This is a genomic window from Pseudomonas sp. PAMC 26793 (assembly GCF_000313235.1).
GTDB classification, from domain to species: Bacteria; Pseudomonadota; Gammaproteobacteria; order Pseudomonadales; family Pseudomonadaceae; genus Aquipseudomonas; species Aquipseudomonas yamanorum.
In genome coordinates this window covers 75,322-97,531 of the sequence record NZ_AMXG01000030.1, presented here as the reverse complement: position 1 = coordinate 97,531, position 22,210 = coordinate 75,322, and the positions used below count along the sequence as shown (strand labels likewise).

18 protein-coding genes are annotated in these 22,210 nt (G+C 60.1%); 7 read left to right on the top strand and 11 right to left on the bottom strand.

Annotated elements, in window-relative coordinates; genetic code table 11:
* Positions 1 to 570, top strand: a complete 570-nt coding sequence (locus D109_RS0112620; RefSeq protein ID WP_017477205.1) for a CsiV family protein — start codon at positions 1 to 3, stop codon at positions 568 to 570.
* 9 nt (positions 571 to 579) lie between these two features.
* The gene (locus tag D109_RS0112615; protein WP_017477204.1) at positions 580 to 3,270 is read left to right on the top strand and encodes a DEAD/DEAH box helicase; all 2,691 of its coding nucleotides are present in this window, start codon (positions 580 to 582) and stop codon (positions 3,268 to 3,270) included.
* A gap of 112 nt (positions 3,271 to 3,382) precedes the next feature.
* On the opposite strand, the gene nagZ is transcribed toward D109_RS0112615, so the two are convergent.
* Together nagZ and psrA are read right to left on the bottom strand one after the other, a co-directional pair.
* Positions 3,383 to 4,393 carry a beta-N-acetylhexosaminidase gene (nagZ, locus tag D109_RS0112610; protein WP_010176353.1) on the bottom strand — a complete coding sequence of 337 codons (1,011 nt, stop codon included), beginning with the start codon at positions 4,391 to 4,393 and terminating at the stop codon, positions 3,383 to 3,385.
* Between the two features lie 170 nt (positions 4,394 to 4,563).
* Positions 4,564 to 5,271, bottom strand: coding sequence for a transcriptional regulator PsrA (gene psrA / locus D109_RS0112605; RefSeq protein ID WP_017477203.1), 708 nt, complete (start codon positions 5,269 to 5,271; stop codon positions 4,564 to 4,566).
* Between the two features lie 262 nt (positions 5,272 to 5,533).
* On the opposite strand from psrA, the gene lexA reads away from it, so the two are divergent.
* Together lexA and sulA are read left to right on the top strand one after the other, a co-directional pair.
* Positions 5,534 to 6,142 (top strand): transcriptional repressor LexA, encoded by a 609-nt coding sequence (gene lexA, locus D109_RS0112600; protein ID WP_003172575.1) that lies wholly within the window; start codon positions 5,534 to 5,536, stop codon positions 6,140 to 6,142.
* 10 nt (positions 6,143 to 6,152) lie between these two features.
* A complete protein-coding gene (gene sulA, locus D109_RS0112595; protein ID WP_017477202.1) occupies positions 6,153 to 6,626 on the top strand; it encodes an SOS-induced cell division inhibitor SulA in 474 nt (157 codons plus the stop codon).
* 111 nt (positions 6,627 to 6,737) lie between these two features.
* Here the strand turns inward: sulA and D109_RS0112590 are convergent, their stop codons facing one another.
* The 7 genes from D109_RS0112590 to D109_RS0112560 all read right to left on the bottom strand — a co-directional run bounded on the left by D109_RS0112590 (position 6,738) and on the right by D109_RS0112560 (position 15,119).
* Positions 6,738 to 6,971: a hypothetical protein gene (locus D109_RS0112590; protein WP_003218969.1), complete on the bottom strand. Its 234-nt coding sequence runs from the start codon at positions 6,969 to 6,971 to the stop codon at positions 6,738 to 6,740.
* A gap of 188 nt (positions 6,972 to 7,159) precedes the next feature.
* Entirely contained in the window at positions 7,160 to 7,681 is a 522-nt protein-coding gene (locus D109_RS0112585) for a DUF6586 family protein (RefSeq protein WP_017477201.1), read from the bottom strand.
* 126 nt (positions 7,682 to 7,807) lie between these two features.
* Positions 7,808 to 10,429: a type I DNA topoisomerase gene (gene topA, locus D109_RS0112580; protein WP_017477200.1), complete on the bottom strand. Its 2,622-nt coding sequence runs from the start codon at positions 10,427 to 10,429 to the stop codon at positions 7,808 to 7,810.
* Between the two features lie 114 nt (positions 10,430 to 10,543).
* Positions 10,544 to 10,780 carry a DUF1653 domain-containing protein gene (locus tag D109_RS0112575; RefSeq protein ID WP_010176359.1) on the bottom strand — a complete coding sequence of 79 codons (237 nt, stop codon included), beginning with the start codon at positions 10,778 to 10,780 and terminating at the stop codon, positions 10,544 to 10,546.
* 96 nt (positions 10,781 to 10,876) lie between these two features.
* On the bottom strand, positions 10,877 to 12,052 hold the full coding sequence (gene fadA / locus D109_RS0112570; protein WP_003218978.1) for an acetyl-CoA C-acyltransferase FadA: 1,176 nt from the start codon (positions 12,050 to 12,052) through the stop codon (positions 10,877 to 10,879).
* Between the two features lie 29 nt (positions 12,053 to 12,081).
* The gene (fadB, locus tag D109_RS0112565; RefSeq protein WP_017477198.1) at positions 12,082 to 14,229 is read right to left on the bottom strand and encodes a fatty acid oxidation complex subunit alpha FadB; all 2,148 of its coding nucleotides are present in this window, start codon (positions 14,227 to 14,229) and stop codon (positions 12,082 to 12,084) included.
* 452 nt (positions 14,230 to 14,681) lie between these two features.
* Entirely contained in the window at positions 14,682 to 15,119 is a 438-nt protein-coding gene (locus D109_RS0112560) for a hypothetical protein (RefSeq protein ID WP_017477197.1), read from the bottom strand.
* Between the two features lie 105 nt (positions 15,120 to 15,224).
* On the opposite strand from D109_RS0112560, the gene D109_RS0112555 reads away from it, so the two are divergent.
* A complete protein-coding gene (locus D109_RS0112555) occupies positions 15,225 to 15,662 on the top strand; it encodes a universal stress protein (protein WP_003218985.1) in 438 nt (145 codons plus the stop codon).
* A 198-nt stretch (positions 15,663 to 15,860) separates the two neighbouring features.
* On the opposite strand, the gene D109_RS0112550 is transcribed toward D109_RS0112555, so the two are convergent.
* Positions 15,861 to 17,780 (bottom strand): ATP-binding cassette domain-containing protein, encoded by a 1,920-nt coding sequence (locus tag D109_RS0112550; protein ID WP_017477196.1) that lies wholly within the window; start codon positions 17,778 to 17,780, stop codon positions 15,861 to 15,863.
* Positions 17,781 to 17,992: 212 nt separating this feature from the next.
* On the opposite strand from D109_RS0112550, the gene D109_RS0112545 reads away from it, so the two are divergent.
* Positions 17,993 to 19,921: a transglycosylase SLT domain-containing protein gene (locus D109_RS0112545; RefSeq protein WP_017477195.1), complete on the top strand. Its 1,929-nt coding sequence runs from the start codon at positions 17,993 to 17,995 to the stop codon at positions 19,919 to 19,921.
* 63 nt (positions 19,922 to 19,984) lie between these two features.
* Here the strand turns inward: D109_RS0112545 and D109_RS0112540 are convergent, their stop codons facing one another.
* Positions 19,985 to 21,754 carry an ABC transporter transmembrane domain-containing protein gene (locus tag D109_RS0112540; RefSeq protein ID WP_017477194.1) on the bottom strand — a complete coding sequence of 590 codons (1,770 nt, stop codon included), beginning with the start codon at positions 21,752 to 21,754 and terminating at the stop codon, positions 19,985 to 19,987.
* Between the two features lie 255 nt (positions 21,755 to 22,009).
* On the opposite strand from D109_RS0112540, the gene D109_RS1000000134600 reads away from it, so the two are divergent.
* Positions 22,010 to 22,183, top strand: a complete 174-nt coding sequence (locus tag D109_RS1000000134600) for a PA1571 family protein (protein WP_010176367.1) — start codon at positions 22,010 to 22,012, stop codon at positions 22,181 to 22,183.
* Positions 22,184 to 22,210 lie beyond the last annotated feature (27 nt).

The following is a 22,210-nucleotide window of genomic DNA, read 5'->3' as shown; positions in this document are numbered from 1 at the left end:
ATGCGCCTGTTCCGCATTTTGAGCTTGTTGTTGGTGGTCGTTGCTCCTTCGGCGTTTGCCGACAGCCCGTACCTGGTGGAGATGATCCTGGTGCGGCAGAACGCCGAGCCGGCGATCAATAGCCGTGCGGCGCCGGAAAACTGGGACGCCGGCGCGCCGCGCCTGGGGCCCGACAAAATGAGCCCGCCGCGACTGGGCAATATTGTCGAGAAGCTGCAAGCCAGCAGCGACTACACCGTGCTGCTGCACAAGTCCTGGGAGCAGAATCTCGGTGAACAACCGGTGAAGCTGGCCATCAGCGACGGCCAGGAACAGTTCGGCCAGTTCCCTATCGAAGGTACCCTCAACCTGCAACTTGGGCGCTTCACCGATATCGACGCGGACTTCTGGGTCAACCAGTTCGACGCCAACGGCAGCGTGATTGCCAGCGAACACCTCAGCCAGCAAGACGTGCGCACCAAGAACAACCAGCTCAACTACCTGGACGGCGGCCACCTCGCCCTGCTGATCAAGATCACTTCGCCGACCGCCAAGCCGCCCAGCGCACCACCGCCCGATGTCCAGGACTGATCCAGCACCATGCCCCTGACGTCGTCGTTGACCAAACCCCTGGCCCCTTCGTGGGCCAATCGCTTTAAAGAGCAAAGCCTTGAGCGCGGCCGGCGCTACGCCCTGGAAAACCGTGTGCGCATCGTCGAGTCCGGCGACAGCACCATCATTGCCAGTTGCGAAGGCTCGGGCGGCAACGTCTACCGCCAGACCATTTCGCTGCGCGAATCCGCCAAGGGCACGTTGATCCTGGTGGACAGCCGCTGCACCTGCCCCGTACACACCAACTGCAAACACATCGCGGCGGTGCTGCTCAAGGTCCAGGAAACCCTGGCCTACCCGGCGGCGGCCCAGGATGCCGAGTTGCTGGAGAAGCTCCAGGCGGTGCTGGATAACCGCGTGGTATTACCGCAAGTGGTGATGGAAGACGTACAACCGGTGCCGCGCCTATGGCTGGCGAGTATCGAGTTCAGCGCCTTCGAGCCGCGCAACGGCAAGATGCAGCGTTATATCCAGCACCGTGCGGCGCTGTCCTTCAACTATCTGGGCAACTACGTCAGCGGTCAGAAGAACGCCGACATCATCGTGCGCCAGGAACACCAGAGCCTGCGGATCAAGCGCCACCCCGAGGTGGAGCAGCAGTTTCGCGAACAACTGCGCCTGCTGGGCTTCAAGATCGCCACGCGCCAGAGCAAGGCCCTGCCGGAAAGCGCCGGCGAGCTGTTCGAGATGGTCAATGACAGCGCCTGGCTGAACTTCACCCTGAATGCTTCGCCGAACCTGCGCGCCCAGGGCTGGGAACTACAGATCGATGAAGATTTCGGCTTCGACCTGAGCACCGTCGACGATTGGTACGCCAGCGTCGACGAAATGCCGGAGCGCGACTGGTTTGATCTGGAACTGGGGATCATCGTCAACGGCGAACGCCTGAGCCTGCTGCCGATCCTGTTGAACCTGATGCGCTCCCACACCGAGATTCTCAACCCGGAAAAACTCGCGCGGCGCCGCGATGACGAACTGATCCTGGTGAACATTCCCGGCCTGCCCAACGGCCACGGCCCGCTGCAAGTGGCGCTGCCTTATGGCCGGCTGAAGCCGGTGCTGGCAACACTTGGCGAGTTCTACCTGCAAGAGCCCGGCACCACCGCGCTGCGCCTGGCCAAGGCCGACGCCATTCGCCTGAACCCGCTGGAAGACCTGCCACTGCAATGGGAAGGCGGTGAGAAAATCCGCAACTTCGCCCAGCGATTGCGAGACATCAAGGACTTCAGTTGCGAAGCGCCTGAAGGCTTGAACGCGACATTGCGTCCTTACCAGTTGGAAGGCCTGAGTTGGATGCAGTCGCTGCGTCAGCTCGACGTCGGCGGGATTCTGGCGGACGACATGGGCCTGGGTAAAACCCTGCAGACCCTGGCGCATATTCTCAGCGAGAAAATCGCCGGGCGCCTCGACCGGCCGTGCATGGTGGTGATGCCCACCAGCCTGATCCCGAACTGGCTCGACGAAGCGGCGCACTTCACGCCGCAGCTCAACGTATTGGCGTTGTACGGCGCCGGGCGTAAGAAACATTTCCCTCAGTTGCAGGACTACGACCTGCTGCTGACCACCTACGCCCTGCTGCCCAAGGACATTGAGCCACTGGCTGCCCTGCCCTTGCACGTGCTGATCCTCGACGAAGCGCAGTACATCAAGAACCCCAACAGCAAGGCCGCCCAGGCTGCCCGCGAGCTGAACGCCCGCCAGCGCCTGTGCCTCAGCGGTACACCGCTGGAAAACCACTTGGGCGAGCTGTGGTCGCTGTTCCACTTCCTGCTGCCAGGCTGGTTGGGAGATGTGAAGAGCTTCAACCGCGATTACCGTGTGCCAATCGAAAAGCGCGGCAGCGATGTGCGATTGCAGCACCTTAATGGCCGGATCAAGCCGTTCCTGCTGCGCCGCACCAAGGAACAGGTGGCGACGGAATTACCGCCCAAGACCGAGATCATTCATTGGGTCGACCTCAACGAAGCCCAGCGCGACGTATACGAGACCATGCGCCTGGCGATGGACAAGAAAGTCCGCGACGAGATTACCCGAAAAGGTGTGGCGCGCAGCCAGATCATCATCCTGGAAGCGCTGCTCAAGCTGCGCCAGGTGTGCTGTGATTTGCGCCTGGTCAATGATGCAACCCTGCCGGCAAAGGGCAGCAGTTCGGGCAAGCTAGACAGCTTGATGGAGATGCTCGACGAGCTGTTTGCCGAAGGCCGCAGGATTCTGCTGTTTTCCCAGTTCACCTCGATGCTGAGTCTGATTGAGTCTGAGCTGAAGAAGCGTGGCGTTGCCTATGCGCTGCTGACCGGGCAAACCCGGGACCGACGCACGCCGGTGAAGGATTTCCAGAGCGGCAAGCTGCAGATCTTTCTGATCAGCCTGAAGGCCGGTGGCGTCGGGCTTAACCTGACGGAAGCGGATACAGTGATTCACTACGATCCGTGGTGGAACCCTGCCACGGAGAACCAGGCGACCGACCGTGCGTATCGCATTGGCCAGGAAAAGCCGGTGTTCGTCTACAAGATGATTGCCCGGGGTACCGTGGAAGAGAAAATCCAGCATTTGCAGAAGGAAAAGTCTGATCTGGCGGCAGGCGTTCTGGATGGGCGGACGACGGGGGATTGGAAGCTGGGGAATGAGGATATCGAGGCGCTGTTTGCGCCGTTGCCTCATAAGCAGGAAAAGCGCTGACTGTTAGATTGCCTTCGCGAGCAAGCCCGCTCCCACACTTGACCGCATATACCCTGGAGGAATGCGGTCGGATGTGGGAGCGGGCTTGCTCGCGAAGGGCGCACCGCAGTTGTCAGTCGATTAACTGAGCATCTCGCAGCGCACTCAATGCAGCCAGCCAACGCGGATCCTGCTTGTATTCGGTCGAAGCCACCGCCTGGCCACGCATCCTCGCAATACGCGCCGACGGAGTGACCTTCATGCGCTGGGCAGCACTCAGGGCCAGCTCGGCGGCCGCGCGATCGTTGCACACCAGGCCCATGTCGCAGCCTGCAGTCAGCGCCGCCTCAATACGGCTCGCAGCATCACCGACCACGTGAGCGCCAGCCATCGACAGGTCATCACTGAAGATAACCCCATCGAACTGCAACTCACCGCGCAGGATGTCCTGCAGCCAGCGCCGGGAGAAGCCGGCCGGTTGCGCGTCGACCTGTGGATAAATCACGTGGGCTGGCATGACAGCCGCCAACTGCTTGCTCAGGCGTGCGAACGGCACCAGGTCATTGGCGCGAATCTGTTCCAGGCTGCGCTCATCATTGGGAATCGCGACGTGGGAATCGGCTTCGGCCCAGCCGTGGCCGGGGAAGTGTTTGCCGGTAGCGGCCATGCCAGCGCTGTTCATCCCGCGAATAAAGGCACCGGCAAGCACGGCGGCGCGCTCGGGGTCGCCTTCGAATGCGCGCGTGCCCACGACTGCGCTGCGTTGGTAATCGAGGTCCAGCACCGGCGCGAAGCTCAGGTCCAGGCCGACCGCCAGCACTTCTGTCGCCATGATCCAACCGCACTGCTCGGCCAGTTGCTCGGCATTCGGGTTGTCGGCCAAGGCGCGCATCGCCGGCAGGCGGACGAACCCTTGGCGCAAGCGCTGCACCCGGCCGCCTTCCTGATCGACCGCCAGCAGCAGGTCCGGGCGCACGGCGCGAATCGCGGCGCTCAACTCACGCACCTGGCGCGGATGCTCGATATTGCGCGCAAAAATGATCAGGCCGCCCACCTCGGGCTGGCGCAACAAGTGGCGGTCTTCAGCCGTCAGCCAGGTACCGGCGACGTCCACCATCAAAGAGCCTTGCAGGGCTTGGGTCATAAAGCTTCCTTAAATAACGCACGCAGCCCGGAGCCCTCGCGAGATCGCATCGCCAGGGTTGAATCTGGAGACGGACGCTCAGCGAGAGCAACGGGCTGTGGGTAAATAGCTGAAATCGGCATGGGCGGCTAGCTTAGCGGATGCAAGCGGCCGCGCACACCCGGAGCGGGTTAAACCTTGGCCGGGATGGGTACCGACTTGCTGCGGGGACGCAACTGGGCGGCGGCCATGGCCTGGTCGGTGACGCCGGTTTCGGCACGCATGCCGGCGGCGAGAAACGGCACCATCAGGCGCATCACCTGCTCAATGGAGGTGTTGACGCCAAAGTCGGTCTCGGCAATCGCACGCAGGGCCTTGATCCCGGACATGCTGAACGCGGCAGCACCGAGCATGAAGTGCACGCGCCAGAACAGTTCGATCGGCGGAATACGCGGTGCCGCTTCGTTGACCAGCAACATATAGCGGCGGAACACCTTGCCGTACATGTCTTCAAGATAGCGACGCAGGTGACCCTGGCTCTGGCTGAACGCCAGGCCCAACAGGCGCATGAAGATCGACAGGTCGTTGCCGCTGCGAGGCTGGACCACCAGGGCTTGCTCGACGAGGATTTCCAGCAGGTCTTCCAGGCTTGGCTTGTTTTCAGGCTTGGCCTGGCGACGTTCCAGCTCACGGTCGAGACTGATACAGAAAGGCCCCAGGAAACGTGAGAACACGGCCTGGATCAACGCCTTCTTGGAGCCGAAGTGGTAGTTCACCGCTGCCAGGTTGACCCCGGCCTTGCTGGTAATCAGCCGCAATGAGGTTTCAGCAAATCCTTTTTCCGCGAACAACTGCTCGGCAGCATCGAGAATGCGTTCAACGGTTTCCGACTGGGCCATGGCTACTCCGCCTGACAAACACTTGTTTGAAACATACGTTTCAAGCTATGTCTTGTCAAGCCTGCAGGTCGGTTTGCGGCTGGTCGGTCAGCTATTTCATGGCCATTTAATCACATTCGACAAGGTCTGTAGGCAGCGCTGTTTTCAGCCTGTAGGACGCATGACAAACGACCGTCCAGCGGAGTGACTGAAAACGGTGATTGCCAAGCGCAGTCCACTGTATATAATCCCAGTCACTGTATAAAAAGACAGAGCGATCAACATGCTAAAACTGACGCCACGCCAAGCTGAGATTCTGGCTTTTATCAAGCGCTGCCTCGATGACAACGGCTACCCGCCGACCCGAGCGGAAATTGCGCTGGAACTGGGATTCAAGTCGCCCAACGCCGCTGAAGAACACCTCAAGGCCCTCGCCCGCAAAGGTGCGATCGAGATGACCCCAGGTGCCTCACGGGGCATTCGCATCCCTGGCTTCGAAGCCAAGGCCGACGAGTCGACACTGCCGATTATCGGGCGGGTCGCAGCCGGTGCGCCGATCCTGGCGCAACAGCACGTCGAGGAATCCTGCAACATCAACCCAACGTTCTTCCATCCCCGTGCCGACTACCTGCTGCGAGTCCATGGCATGAGCATGAAGGACGTGGGTATTTTCGACGGCGACCTGCTGGCCGTCCACACCACACGTGAAGCCCGCAATGGCCAGATCGTCGTCGCCCGTATTGGCGATGAAGTGACGGTCAAACGCTTCAAGCGCGAAGGCAGCAAGGTCTGGCTACTGGCCGAGAACCCTGAGTTTGCGCCGATTGAAGTGAACCTGAAGGATCAGGACCTGGTGATTGAAGGCTTAAGCGTCGGCGTTATTCGCCGCTAACGGAGGCATCATGCAGTTCCTACAGACCCCACAACACACTCAGCTGTCGCTGTTTGAGGCCTTTATGGCCCAGCCCCTTGCGCCTATCCTCAAGGAAACGGTCGAAGCGCCCTGGAGCGCCGAACCCGAGGCGTTCAGTGAACTGTCGTTGCGCGGTGCTGCCGGGAGCTGCCTGAGCCTGCTGGCACCGATCCTTCGCGAATTGAGCGAAGAACAGGATGCGCGCTGGCTGACGCTGATCGCCCCACCCTCCAGCCTGACCCAGGCCTGGCTGCGGGATGCCGGCCTGAACCGCGAGCGCATCCTGTTGCTGCAACCCCGCGGCACCCAAAGTGCCCAACAGTTGACCTGCGAAGCCTTGCGCCTGGGCCGTAGCCATACGGTAGTCAGTTGGCTGAACCCGCTGACAACAGCGGCCAGGCAACAGCTGATCAGCGCCGCACGTACGGGCGATGCACAGAGCTTGAACATTCGGTTGGGGTAAAACGATGAGCGGATAACTGACTCTGTCAGGGTCCGCCATGACGCGAGGCTTCTTCAGGTTTGAGAAGCCGATCTGCACGACTAAAGCTTACAAAAAAGCTGACAAACGGACTCAGTGAAGAATCCGTGGGCCGTCTTCCTTCTCAGGTTCGCCTTCAGCCAAGCGCCCTGCCATCTGCACACCTACGCTCAACATGGCTTTTGCCACTTCCACGTGTTGGCCCTGCAGGAACGCCTTTGCGTCTTCGGAAAAATCCAAAATTACCAGAGAACCCTCGTCCTCAGCCCGGCGCAGCTCGATTCGGCCGTCGGGCAGTTCAACAATTTCCAGAAAGGACGTTGGCATAAAAGTCTGTTCTCCACGAAAGGCCGGCATTATATCAGTGTTGTGACGAGCGGGCTTGCCCGCATTGGGCTGAGCCGCGGCCCTCCGACAACTGACACTGCCAGGCCTGGAAAGCCTTGGGGCTGCTTCGCAGCCCAGCGGGAGCAAGCTCCCTCGCCACAAGAGCGCCAGGCGTCAGCGAGAAGCCTTCAGCACTCGTTCAGCCCATCCCGAAAACGAATGGCCAACTTCTTCAGCTCCTGTCGCCAGCTTTCCAGCTCTTCACGGCTTAATGGCGCAGGCCCCTCTTCTTCCAGGCTCACAGCCAGGATCAGCGGCTGGGTCACATCACCCTTGGGCTTGTGGGGTACACGAGGCGGCTGGAACATCTCGGCGTGAGCTACCAGCAAGCGCGCCAACCAGCTGTCCGGGCTCTGCGCCATTTCCACCAGCTCGGCCAACTCCGGAATGGCCATGGAGTCCAGTACATCACGGTTGATGATCATCTCTGCACGCGGCGAACCGGCCTGAGGCAAGCGGTAGAACCCGGCAATTTCATGGCACAAGCCAAGCAAGGCGCCATACAGGTGGAACAGCGCCGCTTCACGCCCGGCCTGTACCAGCGCGATAGCGTTCATCTCCTTTCCTTCCTCGGCGCGGCCAAGGGCTTCCAGGGACAAACCCGCGAAGTAAATTTTCTGGTTGGTACGGGTATAGAGTTCGTTGGCCATGAAGGCAGTCTCCACAACGAATAAGGCGTGATGCTGGCTGAACAGTGTCACGGATCAGCCAAGTCCACTGCAAGCGCAAAAAAAGGCCGCCTATAAAGGCGGCCTTTGTTCATGCGGCTGATCGTATCAAGCGCCCTGGCGCTTGTCCTCGACCTTCCACTTGCCACCGTCGTAGAACGCTTTCCAGCCGGTAGGCTTGCCTTCCACTTCGGTCTGCACGTACTGCTCCTTGGTCTTGCGGCTGTAGCGGATCACGGACGGGCGACCGTCCGGGTCCTTCTTCGGCGCTTCACAGAGGAAGTGGTACTTCGGATCGATCTCGTCCTTGTGGGGCACGATCTCGATCACCAGCGGAGCACGGGTCTCGCGGTTTTTCGGGAACTGGCTGGCAGCCAGGAACAGCCCCGAAGCGCCATCACGCAGGATGTAGGTGTCGTTGACCTTCTCGCACTTGAGTTCAGGCATCTTCACCGGGTCCATCTTCGGCGGCGCCGCGTCACCGCTTTTCAGCAGTTTGCGGGTGTTCTTGCACGTTGGGTTGGTGCAACCGAAGAACTTGCCGAAACGGCCGGTCTTGAGCTGCATCTCGCTGCCGCACTTGTCGCATTCCAGGCTCGGACCTTCGTAGCCCTTAATGCGGTAAGTGCCTTCTTCGATCTCATAGCCGTTGCAATCCGGGTTGTTACCGCAGATGTGCAGCTTGTGCTTCTCGTCCAGCAGATAGGCGTCCATCGCCGTGCTGCAGATCGGGCAACGGTGCTTGCCACGCAGTACCAGCGACTCGGATTCACCCTCGTCATCGGCAGCGATTTCATCGCCCGGCACCAGGTTGACGGTAGCCTTGCAGCGCTCTTTCGGCGGCAGGCTGTAACCCGAGCAACCCAGGAACACGCCGGTGGACGCGGTACGGATCTGCATCGGGCGGCCGCAGGTGAGGCACGGAATGTCCGTCATCACCGGCTGGTTGGCCCGCATGCCGTTCTCGGCGCTTTCAGCCACTTCAAGTTTCTTCTTGAAGTCGCCGTAGAACTCGTCGAGCACGTTTTTCCAGTCGCGTTCGCCCTGGGCCACGTCATCGAGGTTCTCTTCCATGCCGGCGGTGAAGCCGTAGTCCATCAGGTTGGAGAAGCTCTCGGACAGGCGCTCGGTGACGATGTCGCCCATCTTTTCCGAGTAGAAACGACGGTTGTGCAGCGCAACGTAGCCACGGTCCTGGATGGTGGAAATGATCGCCGCGTAGGTCGAAGGACGACCGATACCGCGCTTTTCCATCTCCTTGACCAGGCTGGCTTCCGAATAACGCGCCGGCGGCTTGGTGAAGTGCTGGGACGGGTCGAGCTTGATCAGCTTCAACACATCGCCCTGGGCCATGTCCGGCAGCACGTCGTCGTCGCCCGGCTTGGCGATTTGCGGCATCACGCGGGTGTAACCGTCGAACTTGAGGATACGGCCCTTGGCGCGCAGCTCGAAGTCACCAGCACCCACGCTGACAGTCGTCGACAGGTATTGCGCCGGCAGCATCTGGCAGGCCAGGAACTGGCGCCAGATCAGCTCGTAGAGGCGCTCAGCGTCGCGCTCCATGCCGCTCAGCTTGCTTGGCTCAGTGTTGGCGTCGGAGGGACGAATCGCTTCGTGAGCCTCTTGTGCGCCTTCCTTGCTGCTATAGACGTTCGGCTTCTCCGGCAGGTACTTCTTGCCGAACTCGCTTTCAATATAAGTGCGCGCCATCGCCACCGCGTCTTGCGACAGGTTGGTGGAGTCGGTACGCATATACGTGATGTAGCCCGCTTCATACAGACGCTGGGCCATCATCATGGTCTTCTTCACCCCGAAGCCCAGGCGGTTGCTCGCAGCCTGTTGCAGGGTGGAGGTGATGAATGGCGCCGACGGCTTGCTGCTGGTGGGCTTGTCTTCACGCTTGACGATGCTGTAGCTGGAAGCCTTGAGCTTCTCCAGCGCGGCCATGGCCTGGGCTTCGTTGAGCGGCTTGAAGGCTTCGCCTTTCTCGCGGGCCACTTCAAAGCGCACGTTGTTGCCCTTGGCAGTGCCCAGGTCAGCGTGCACTTCCCAATATTCTTCAGGGTTGAACGCACGAATCTCGCGCTCACGCTCCACCACCAGCTTTACCGCAACCGATTGCACACGGCCGGCGGACAGGCCACGGGCGATCTTCGCCCACAGCAGCGGCGAGACCATGTAACCCACGACGCGGTCGAGGAAGCGACGGGCCTGCTGGGCATTGACGCGGTCAATGTCCAATTCGCCCGGCTTGGAGAAGGCTTCCTGGATTGCCTTCTTGGTAATTTCGTTGAACACCACGCGCTTGTAGCGGCTGTCGTCACCACCGATGGCTTCCCGCAGGTGCCAGGCAATAGCCTCCCCTTCGCGGTCCAAGTCGGTTGCGAGATAGATGGTGTCAGCATCTTTGGCGAGCCGGCGCAGCTCTTCGATGACCTTTTCCTTGCCTGGGAGGATCTCGTACTTGGCTTTCCAGCCATGATCGGGATCGACACCCATGCGCGAGACCAACTGCTTGCGCGCTTTCTCTTTAGGCGTGAGCACCGGACCTTCGCCCGCAGCCGCCTTGCCGCGCTTGGCGGCAGGCTCCTTGCTGGCGCTAGCCGAACCGCTGGTGGGCAGGTCTCGGATATGGCCGATACTCGACTTCACCACGTACTCGTTACCCAAGTACTTGTTGATGGTCTTGGCCTTAGCCGGGGATTCCACAATGACCAGCGATTTGCCCATGGATCGGAAAATTCCTGAATTCGAGAAGTGAAAGGCGGTTGGCGCCTGACGCGGCAACGCTATATATAGTGGCAACAAGGTGAGGTCAAGCGCAGCATTCTGCGCGGCCTGCCTTTATTGCGCGGAAAAAAGGCTGGGTTCGACCTGGATCAAAGCAAAGCGCGGGACCTGTTCGCCGTCAACTTCGACGGTCTCCAGGAACATGCTCAAGGGACGCACCCAAAAGCCGTAATCGCCATACAGTGCTTGGTAAAACACCACTTCCTCTTCGGTCTCGGAATGCCGCGCCACATTAAAAACGCGGTACTGCGGACCTTTATAATGCTGGTAGAGCCCTGGTTCGACTTTCATGCTCTGACCCTCTTACAAAATTTGTTAAAAAAAATATAAAAAATTCCAAAAAACAAAAACCGGGGCACTGGGCCCCGGCTTCCGTCAGCGAAACGTTTAGATACGTTCGAAGACGGTGGAGATGCCTTGGCCGAGGCCAATGCACATGGTCGCAACCCCAAGGTTGCCGCCATTTTGCTTCATCACGTTCAGCAACGTGCCGGAGATACGAGCACCGGAACACCCAAACGGGTGACCCAGGGCAATCGCGCCGCCGTGCAGGTTAACCTTCTCGTTCATCTTGTCGAGTACTTTCAAATCTTTCAGCACTGGCAGGGCCTGTGCGGCGAAAGCTTCGTTGAGCTCAAAGAAGTCGATGTCGGAGATGGTCAGGCCTGCGCGCTTCAATGCTTTTTGTGTGGCCGGTACTGGACCATAGCCCATGATTGCCGGGTCCACACCTGCGACTGCCATCGAACGGATCACGGCCATCGGCTGGATGCCCAGGTCCTGGGCACGCTGGGCCGACATCACGATCATGCACGAAGCACCGTCGGTGATCTGCGACGAAGTACCGGCTGTCACGGTGCCGCCCTTTGGATTGAAGGCTGGCTTCAAGGCCGCCAGGCTTTCCAGGGTGGTGTCCGGACGAATGGTTTCGTCGTAGTCGAACAGTTTCAGGAAACCGTTCTCGTCGTAGCCGTTCATCGGGATGATTTCATCCTTGAACTTGCCTTCCACGGTGGCCTTGTGGGCCAACTGGTGGGAACGCAGGCCGAACGCATCCTGGGCTTCGCGGGTAATGCCGTGCATTTTGCCGAGCATTTCCGCAGTCAGCCCCATCATGCCCGAGGCTTTCGCCGCGTACAGCGACATGTGCGGGTTCGGATCGACACCGTGCATCATGCTGACGTGGCCCATGTGCTCCACGCCGCCGACCACGAACACATCACCGTTACCGGTCATGATCGCTTGGGCAGCGGTGTGCAGCGCGCTCATGGACGAGCCACACAGGCGGCTGACGGTCTGGCCGGCAGCGGTGTGCGGGATCTGCGTCATCAGGGAAGCCATGCGGGCGATGTTCCAGCCCTGCTCCAGGGTCTGGTTGACGCAGCCCCAGATCACGTCTTCGACTTCGTTCGGGTCGACCTTGACGTTGCGTTCCAACAATTTGCTGATTAGGTGCGCCGACATGTCTTCAGCGCGGGTGTTGCGGTGCATGCCGCCCTTGGAGCGGCCCATCGGCGTACGACCGAAGTCGACAATCACGACGTCTCTTGGATTCAAGCTCATAAATATTCTCGCTCTAGTCGTCTGGGCACTTAACCGAAGAAGCTCTGGCCGTTCTTGGCCATCTCGCGCAGCTTCGCAGTCGGGTGGTACAGCGGGCCCAGATCAGCGTATTGATCAGCCAGGGCAACGAACTCGGCCACACCGATGGAATCGATGTAACGCAGCGCACCACCACGGAATGGAGGGAAACCAATACCGTAGACCAGGCCCATGTCGGCCTCGGCTGCGGTTTCAACGATGCCATCTTCCAGGCAGCGCACGGTTTCCAGGCACAGGGCGATCATCATCCAGTTGACGATGTCCTCGTCGGACACTTCACGCTGTTCGTAGATGACCGGCGCGAGTACTTCGTGAACCGATGGGTCGGCCACTTTCTTCTGCTTGCCCTTCTTGTCGGTCTCGTAAGCGTAGAAACCCTTGCCATTCTTCTGGCCCAGGCGCTTGGCTTCGTAGAGCGCGTCGATCGCCGAGCGGCGGTCGTCTTTCATGCGGTCCGGGAAGCCTTCAGCCATTACGTCGCGACCGTGGTGGCCGGTGTCGATGCCGACCACGTCCATCAGGTACGCCGGGCCCATCGGCCAGCCGAATTTTTCCATGACCTTGTCGATGCGCACGAAGTCCACACCGGCGCTGACCAGCTTGGCGAAACCGCCGAAGTACGGGAACAGTACGCGGTTGACCAGGAAGCCCGGGCAGTCATTGACGACGATCGGGTTCTTGCCCATTTTCTTGGCGTAGGCAACGGTGGTGGCAACGGCCAGTTCGCTGGACTTCTCGCCACGGATTACTTCCACCAGTGGCATCATGTGCACCGGGTTGAAGAAGTGCATGCCGACGAAGTTTTCCGGACGCTTGAGGGCCTTGGCCAGCAAGGTGATGGAAATGGTCGAGGTGTTGGAAGCCAGGATAGTGTCTTCTTTAACCTGGGCTTCAACTTCAGCCAGTACCGCCTGCTTGACCTTCGGGTTCTCGACAACCGCTTCGACCACCAGGTCGACGTGGCCGAAGTCGCCGTAGGACAGCGTAGGACGAATGCCGTTAAGCACTTCGGCCATTTTCGCTGCCGTCATGCGGCCTTTATCCACGCGGCCAACCAGCAGTTTCGCGGCTTCTGCCAGACCCTGCTCGATACCGTGTTCGTTGATGTCTTTCATCAGGATCGGCGTGCCTTTGGACGCCGACTGATAAGCGATACCGCCGCCCATGATACCGGCGCCGAGTACGGCAGCCTGTTTCACATCGCGGGCGATTTCGTCGTAGGCCTTGGCCTTTTTCTTCAATTCCTGGTCGTTCAGGAACAGACCGATCAAGCTCTGCGCCGCAGAAGTCTTGGCCAGTTTGACGAAGCCGGCAGCTTCGATTTCCAGGGCCTTGTCGCGACCGAAGTTCGCGGCCTTCTGGATAGTCTTGATCGCTTCAACCGGCGCCGGGTAGTTCGGGCCGGCCTGGCCAGCCACGAAACCTTTGGCGGTTTCGAACGACATCATTTGTTCGATGGCGTTGAGCTTGAGTTTTTCGAGCTTTGGCTGACGCTTGGCCTTGTAGTCAAATTCGCCGCTGATGGCGCCTTTGATCAGGTTCAGTGCGGCTTCTGCCAGCTTGTCGGGAGCCACCACGGCATCCACGGCGCCGACTTTCAGCGCGTCTTCAGCACGGTTTTCCTTGCCGGCGGCAATCCACTCGATGGCGTTGTCGGCACCGATGATGCGCGGCAGGCGCACGGTACCGCCGAAGCCTGGGTAGATACCCAGCTTGACTTCCGGCAGGCCGATTTTCGCGGTGGTCGACATCACGCGGAAGTCGGCGGCCAGGCACATTTCCAGACCGCCGCCCAGGGCGATGCCATTGATCGCGGCAACGGTCGGCACGTTGAGGTCTTCGAAATCGCTGAAAATCTTGTTGGCTTCGAGGTTGCCAGCCACAAGCTCGGCATCGGGCAGCTTGAAGTTGTCGACGAATTCGGTGATGTCAGCGCCGACGATGAACACGTCCTTGCCGCTGGAGACGATCACGCCCTTGACCGATGCATCTGCTTTGATGGTGTCTACGGCCTGACGCAATTCATTCAGGGTTAGACGGTTGAACTTGTTGACGGACTCACCCTTGAGGTCGAATTTCAATTCGACGATGCCACTTTCAAGAGCCTTAACCGTGATGGCTTTACCTTCGTAAATCATCAACTGATCTCCACGATATGGAAGCTGAACAGTACACGTCGGACGCAGGATTCAGCGTAGACACTGACGTTACCGTCGATGCTAACGCCAATTTGCCAGGCACACCCGCCAACGCGATAGTCGGGATTCTGTACGAATGGTCTGAAAGACAAACGCTCAATTCATACGCCCGTTTGATTTGGGTACGTCACCTTCAGCCAAATCCGAAGAATTGTCAATCGCTCGAAAGGGCCGCAAAAACGCGACTTTTCAGTCATTTCAGAACCCGGGGCAGCCGGCATCGCCCCGCCAATGTTTAATCATTCGCGAAATCAATAATGTGAATTTTGCTTTAAAGGGCTGTACAGAACCGAATATGCGGCTAGGCTAGCGGCACGTAAAACGAATTACCGGCCTGCCTGGCCAACTCCAGCCCGATGATACTTTCGGGCTTTTTAATGCCTGCAGAAATCTCAGGCCAGCGCCTTGAGCACCGCATTAATGTCGTGCAACACGCTCAACTCGCCCTTCTCGCCCCAGTACAGGGTGATCATTTGCTTGTCGGCTTCGACTTTGTAGACGTTCTCAGGCAGCGTCGCAAAATGCGGCAACAACTTTTCATCAACGCAGATTTCCTGCCACTGATTGACCCACACCCCCGGTTCCAACTGCCAATAACTCCAGGTCACAAGCTTGGTGCCGCGTCGTGGCCGGTGATACTGCGCGCACGGGCTCGGCGGCTCGTGCTTGAGCCAGTGCGGCCACTCCTGAGGTGTCAGTTGCATGGCCAAACCGATGCGCCGCGCCTCCATGCGCAAAGCCATGCGCCCGCTCGAATGGCGCGAAGGACGCAGCCACGCCAGCGGACTCAAAACCAGCGCAAGGATTGACACCACTATCCAGACCGTCATATGTGTACTCCCGAATTTCTTGATGAGCGGATTTGACCTGACGCAACCCCATCCGCTTGAAACAAGCCATACTGAACTTATCGCTTTCCTTTGGAGAAACTCCTCATGCCCTACGAACATATTCTGGTCGCCGTGGACCTGACCGAAGAATGCGACCCCGTGATCAAGCGGGCCGTAGGCCTTGCAGGCGATTCGGTGAAGCTGTCCCTGGTGCATATCGTCGAACCGATGGCCATGGCCTTTGGTGGCGACGTGCCAATGGACCTTTCCCAGCTGCAACAGCAGCAGTTCGACCAGGCCAAGGAGCGTCTTGATCGACTGATCAACAAGTACCCTGCCCTGAAAAAAGACCAGAGCCACCTGACCTACGGCCAGCCGCGCCAGGAAATCCACCACCTGGCCAAGGAACAAGGTTGCGACCTGATCGTGGTCGGCAGCCACGGCCGTCACGGCCTGGCATTGCTGCTGGGCTCCACCGCCAATGACGTGCTGCACGGCGCACCTTGCGATGTGCTGGCCGTGAAACTGGTAAAGAGCTCGTAAGACCAACAGCAATCCAATGTGGGAGCGGGCTTGTGTGGGAGCGGGCTTGCTCGCGAAAGCAGTGGATCAGTCGACAAATATAGGGACTGACACACCGCATTCGCGAGCAAGCCCGCTCCCACATTTGAACCGCGTTTCGCACAAAAAAACCGGCGCCCATACTAATGAGCGCCGGGTTTTTTATTGCGCTTGAATCACTCAGGCATCCAGCTCGGCCCAGCGCTCAACCAGGGCTTCCAGCTCGCTGTTCAACTGCTCGAGGGATGCAATCACCTTGGCGGTTTCGGCAGCAGGGCGCAGATAGAAACCCGCGTCCGCCATTTCAGCTTCAACGGCAGCGATCTGCTGTTCCTTGGCATCGATATCGCCCGGCAGTGCTTCCAGCTCGCGTTGCAGCTTGTAGCTGAGCTTCTTCTTGGCCGCAGGCGCTTCTTGCGCAGGGGCAGGAGCAGCAGCCACCGGGGCAACCACGGCCGAGGTCAGGTCAGCCTTGCCGGATTTGCTTTCGGTCACCCCCAGCAGGCGCGGCGAACCGCCCTGACGCAGCCAGTCCTGATAACCACCGACGTATTCACGCACCTTGCCTTCACCTTCGAAGACCAGGGTGCTGGTGACCACGTTGTCGAGGAATGCCCGATCGTGACTGACCATCAGCACGGTGCCGTTGAAGGTCAGCAAGACCTCTTCCAGCAGCTCCAGGGTTTCAACGTCGAGGTCGTTGGTCGGTTCGTCGAGCACCAGCAGGTTGGCTGGCTTGCTGAACAACTTGGCCAGCAGCAGGCGCGCACGCTCACCACCAGACAAGGCTTTAACCGGCGTACGTGCACGCTGCGGGCTGAACAGGAAGTCGCCCAGGTAGCTCAACACGTGGCGGCTCTGGCCGTCGATGTCGATAAAGTCGCGACCTTCGGCGACGTTGTCGATCACGGTTTTTTCCAGGTCCAACTGGTGACGCAACTGGTCGAAGTAGGCCACGTCGATGCGCGTGCCCTCTTCCACTTTACCGCTGGTCGGCTGCAGGCCATTGAGCATCAGCTTGAGCAAGGTGGTCTTGCCGGTACCGTTGGCGCCGAGCAGGCCGATACGGTCGCCGCGCTGCAGGACCATGGAGAAGTCCTTGATCAGGAACGGGCCGTCCGGGTGATGGAAGCTGACGTTGTCCAGCACCATCACTTGCTTGCCGGACTTGTCGGCCGTTTCCAGCATGATGTTGGCCTTGCCGGTGCGCTCGCGGCGTTCACTGCGTTCAACACGCAGGGCTTTCAAGGCACGCACACGGCCTTCGTTACGGGTACGACGGGCCTTGATGCCCTGGCGAATCCACACTTCTTCCTGGGCCAGGCGCTTGTCGAACAAGGCGTTGGCGGTTTCTTCGGCAGCCAGGGTGGCTTCCTTGTGCACCAGGAAGCTGGCGTAGTCGCCGTTCCAATCGATCAGGCCACCGCGGTCCAGTTCGAGGATGCGTGTGGCGAGGTTTTGCAGGAAGGAACGGTCGTGCGTGATGAACAGCACGGCGCCCTGGAAATCCTTGAGGGCTTCTTCAAGCCAGGCGATTGCGCCGATGTCCAGGTGGTTGGTCGGTTCGTCGAGCAGCAGCAGGTCCGGTTCGGAAACCAGGGCCTGGGCCAGCAGGACGCGGCGACGCCAGCCGCCGGACAATTCGGCGAGGGTCTTGTCGGCCGGCAGTTGCAGGCGGCTCAGGGTGCTGTCGACCAATTGCTGCAGGCGCCAGCCGTCACGGGCTTCGAGGTCTTGCTGGACGTGCATCAGCTTGTCCAGGTCTTCTTCGGTGACGCAGTTCTGCGCCAGGTGATGGTATTCGGCGAGCAATGCGCCCACACCATCCAGGCCTTCGGCAACCACGTCGAACACTGTCCGTCCGTCGGCCACCGGCAATTCTTGCGGCAATTCGCCAATCTTGAGGCCGGGGGCGCGCCATACAGAGCCTTCGTCGGGCTTCTGGTCGCCTTTTACCAGCTTCATCATGCTGGACTTGCCGGTGCCGTTGCGGCCGATGATGCACACCCGCTCACCACGGGCGATCTGCCAGGACACCTTGTCCAACAACGGCATAGCGCCGAAAGCAAGGGACACATCGCTGAATTTGAGCAGGGTCATACGCTTCTCCAAAAACTGGGCGCGCATTCTACCTGACTTAGGGCGCGAGGCGGCCGGCATTTTCGCCGTTGACATGTTCTGTCGGACATTTCAGATGAACTTGAACGAAGCGACCGGCAAAGCTTTCACCGGCTGCGGGCAAAAGGCTAAGCTAGGGGCAATCAGTGTCGGCGACGTCGGCACTAGTCCAGATTCCTCTGCACGGACGTCTCATGCGCAGTCGCCTTTTCAGCTTTTTATCTTGTCTGCTTCTTTCTGCCACCGCCGTTCAATCCGCCCAGGCCGTGGACCTCACCACCCAACGTCAATATTACGATGAAGCCAAGCGAGCCCTCGCCAAAGGCGACAGCGGCCCGTACTTCCAGTACAGCCAGGCCCTGGCCGACTACCCGTTGACGCCATACCTGGCCTACGACGAACTGACCGCGCGCCTGAAAACCGCGAGCAACGAGGAAATCGAACAATTCCTCGCCAAGAACGGCGACCTGCCCCAGGCCAACTGGATGAAGCTGCGCTGGTTGCGCTGGCTGGCCGACCGTGGCGACTGGCAAACCTTTGAAAAGTACTACGATCCAAAACTCAATTTCGTCGAACTGGACTGTCTGCACGGCCAGTTCCAGCTGACCCATAACCAAAAAGCCGAAGGTTATAAAACCACCGAGAAGCTGTGGCTGACCGGTAAATCCCAGCCTGCTGCCTGTGATGCCACCTTTGGCCAGTGGGCCGCCGACGGCCAACTGACCGAACAGAAAATCTGGGACCGCGCCAAACTCGCCGCCGAAGCCCGCAACTACCCGCTGGCCAACAGCCTGGTGAAAACCTTGCCGACCCTCGGCGCCCAAGGCCGCCTGATGGTGGACGTGGCGCAGAAGCCCGACATGCTCAGCGACCCGTCGCGCTTCCTGCCGGCCAACGAGGCCATGTCCGACGCCGTCGGCCTGGGCCTTCGCCGCCTGGCCCGCCAGGATCCGGACAAGGCCATGGCCCTGCTCGACGGTTATGCCAGCAGCATGCACTTCTCTCGTGACGAAAAAGTGTCGATCGCCCGGGAAATCGGCTTGACCCTGGCGCGCCGCTACGACCCGCGCGCCCTCGACGTGATGACCAAATACGATCCGGAACTGCGGGACAACACCGTTTCCGAATGGCGCCTGCGCCTGCTGCTGCGCCTTGCCCGCTGGGAAGACGCCTACCAGTTGACCCGCAAGCTGCCCCAGGACCTGGCCACCACCAACCGCTGGCGCTACTGGCAGGCCCGCAGCCTGGAACTGGCAGAGCCGAAAAACCCGCAAGCCCTGGTGATGTACAAGGGCCTGGCCAAGGAACGTGACTTCTACGGCTTCCTGGCGGCGGATCGCTCCCAGTCGCCGTACCAACTGACCAACAAGCCGCTGGTGATGAGCCAGGCGCTGATGAACAAGGTGCGCAACACCCCGGGCGTACGCCGGGCCCTGGAGTTCTATGCCCGCGGCCAGATCGTTGATGGCCGTCGCGAGTGGTACCACGTGAGCCGGCACTTCAACCGCGACGAAATGGTCGCCCAGGCCAAGCTGGCCTATGACATGAAGTGGTACTTCCCGGCGATCCGCACCATCAGCCAGGCGCAATACTGGGATGACCTGGATATCCGCTTCCCGATGGCCCACCGCGACACCCTGGTGCGTGAAGCCAAGGTCCGCGGCGTGCATTCAAGCTGGGTGTTTGCGATCACCCGCCAAGAAAGCGCCTTCATGGACGATGCGCGCTCCGGCGTCGGCGCCACCGGCCTGATGCAGCTGATGCCGGGCACCGCCAAAGAGACCGCACGCAAGTTCAGCATCCCGCTGGCCTCGCAACAGCAAGTGCTCGACCCGGACAAGAACATCCAGCTCGGCGCGGCGTACCTGAGCCAGGTCCATGCCCAGTTCAACGGCAACCGCGTGCTCGCCACCGCTGCCTACAACGCTGGCCCGGGCCGTGTACGCCAATGGCTGCGTGGCGCCGATCACCTGAGTTTCGATGTGTGGGTGGAAAGCATCCCGTTCGACGAAACCCGTCAGTATGTGCAGAACGTGCTGTCTTATTCGGTGATCTACGGGCAGAAGCTCAATGCGCCACAGCCGCTGGTGGATTGGCATGAGCGGTATTTTGATGATCAGTAAGTAACGCTGTCCCATAAAAAATGCCCGCATTGAGAGATGCGGGCATTTTTTTTGGGCGGTGAATCAGTGGGTGGTCGACTCACCGTCACTGAACTGCAACGCCGCCAGCCGTGCGTACAGTGGATTACTCGCAATCAGTTGCTGATGCGTCCCCACCGCCACCAGCTTACCTTGGTCCATCACGGCAATCCGGTCGGCGTTCTTCACGGTGGCCAACCGGTGGGCGATCACCAGGGTGGTGCGCCCTTCCATCAACTGTGGCAGCGCTTGCTGAATCAAGTGTTCACTTTGGGCGTCCAGCGCGCTAGTGGCTTCGTCCAGCAGCAGGATCGGTGCATCCACCAACAAGGCCCGGGCGATGGCCAGGCGTTGGCGCTGGCCGCCGGAAAGGCCCATGCCGCCGTCGCCCAGGTGGGTCTGGTAGCCGTCGGGCATTTGCAGGATGAAATCGTGGGCGTGGGCAATGCGCGCCGCTTCTTCGACCTGAGCAAAGGTGGCCAATGGATTGCCGTAGCGGATGTTCTCTTCGACAGTGCCAAAGAACAGCGCCGGGCTCTGGGACACCAGGGCGAAACAGCGACGCAGGTCCAGCGGGTCGAGACCGGTCAGCGGGTGGCCTTCAAGCAGGATGCGGCCTTGCTGCGGATCGTAGAAACGCAGCAGCAGATCGAAGATCGTCGATTTGCCCGCGCCCGACGGGCCGACCAGGGCCAGGGTTTCACCGGCATTGATGCTCAGGCTCAAGCCGTCGATAGCAAAACGATCCGGGCGCGACGGATAGGAGAAGCGCAAATCCTGGATTTCCAGGCGGCCGCTGACCCGCTCCGGCAGCTTGATGACGTTTGCCTCGGGCGCCTGGATCTCGTTGCTCGATTGCAGCAACTCGCCAATCCGCTCTGCCGCACCGGCCGCTCGTTGCAACTCACCCAGCACTTCACTCAAGGTGCCGACGGCACTGCCGACGATCAGGCTGTAGAAGACGAACGCGGCCAGTTCACCACCGGAAATCCGTCCACTAATCACGTCCATGCCGCCGACCCAGAGCATCACGCCCACTGCACCCAGCACCAGCATGATCACCAGGGTAATCAGCCACGAACGCTGCAGGATGCGTTTGCGCGCGGTGGTGAACGCCTCCTCCACTGTCACCGCAAAGCGCCGCTCGTCCTGCACCTGGTGGTTGTAGGCCTGCACCGTCTTGATCTGGCCAAGGGTCTCGGACACGTAGCTGCCCACGTCGGCGATGCGGTCCTGGCTCAGGCGCGACAGGCTGCGCACCCGGCGGCCAAAGATCAAAATCGGCGCCAGCACCAGCGGCAGCGCGATCACGACGATGCTGGTGAGCTTGGGGTTGGTGACAAACAACAGCACGATCCCGCCGATCACCATCAGGGCGTTGCGCAGGAACAGCGACAGCGAAGAGCCGATCACCGATTGCAGCAAGGTGGTGTCGGTGGTCAACCGGGACTGGATTTCCGAACTGCGGTTGTTTTCGTAGAAACCCGGATGCAAGTAGATCAAGTGGTTGAACACCTGCCGCCGGATGTCGGCCACCACCCGCTCGCCGATCCACGACACCAGGTAAAACCGCGTAAAGGTGCCCACCGCCAGGCCCAGCACCAGAATCATGAACAGGCCGATGGACTGGTTGAGCAGGTGCGGCGACTGGGTCATGAAGCCCTGGTCCACCAGCAGGCGAATGCCCTGCCCCATGGACAAGGTGATGCCAGCGGTGACGATCAGGGCCAACAAGGCCCCCAGGGCCTGCCAGCGGTAGGGAGCGACGAAGCGGCTGGCCAGGCGAATCGCGCGGCGTTGACGGGCTGAGAGCATGGCGAGTTTCACCTGAGGCTGGGAGACGGGAACCTACGTAGCTACATGGGGGGAACTTGAGCGAATCACAATGAGTCAGGTTAATTATGCTTACCGAACCTAGCCCCTAGAGGCTATCGGTCTAAGGCCTGGCTGGAAATTTGTATCGGTTTCTGCTGGACTGGGCATTCGATCTGCTGACCGCGCAAGGAGTTGTAACAACGCGGTCACGCAGTGATTTTAAAGTAGGTACACAACCTGATGAGGAGACGGGCCATGTCCTTGCAAAACAGCAGCAACGCCAAAATTGAAGTGATCCGCCAGCCGCAGCAGTTGCCTTGCTCGTACATCGACGCTCAAGGCCGCGAAGTGCAAATCACCGAAGAGATGATCCAGAGCGCCTGCGCCGAACTGGAACAGAAATTGGTCAAGCCTGCCAAGCGAGGCTGAATCGCCCACGCTCTTTTAAACCCGGCC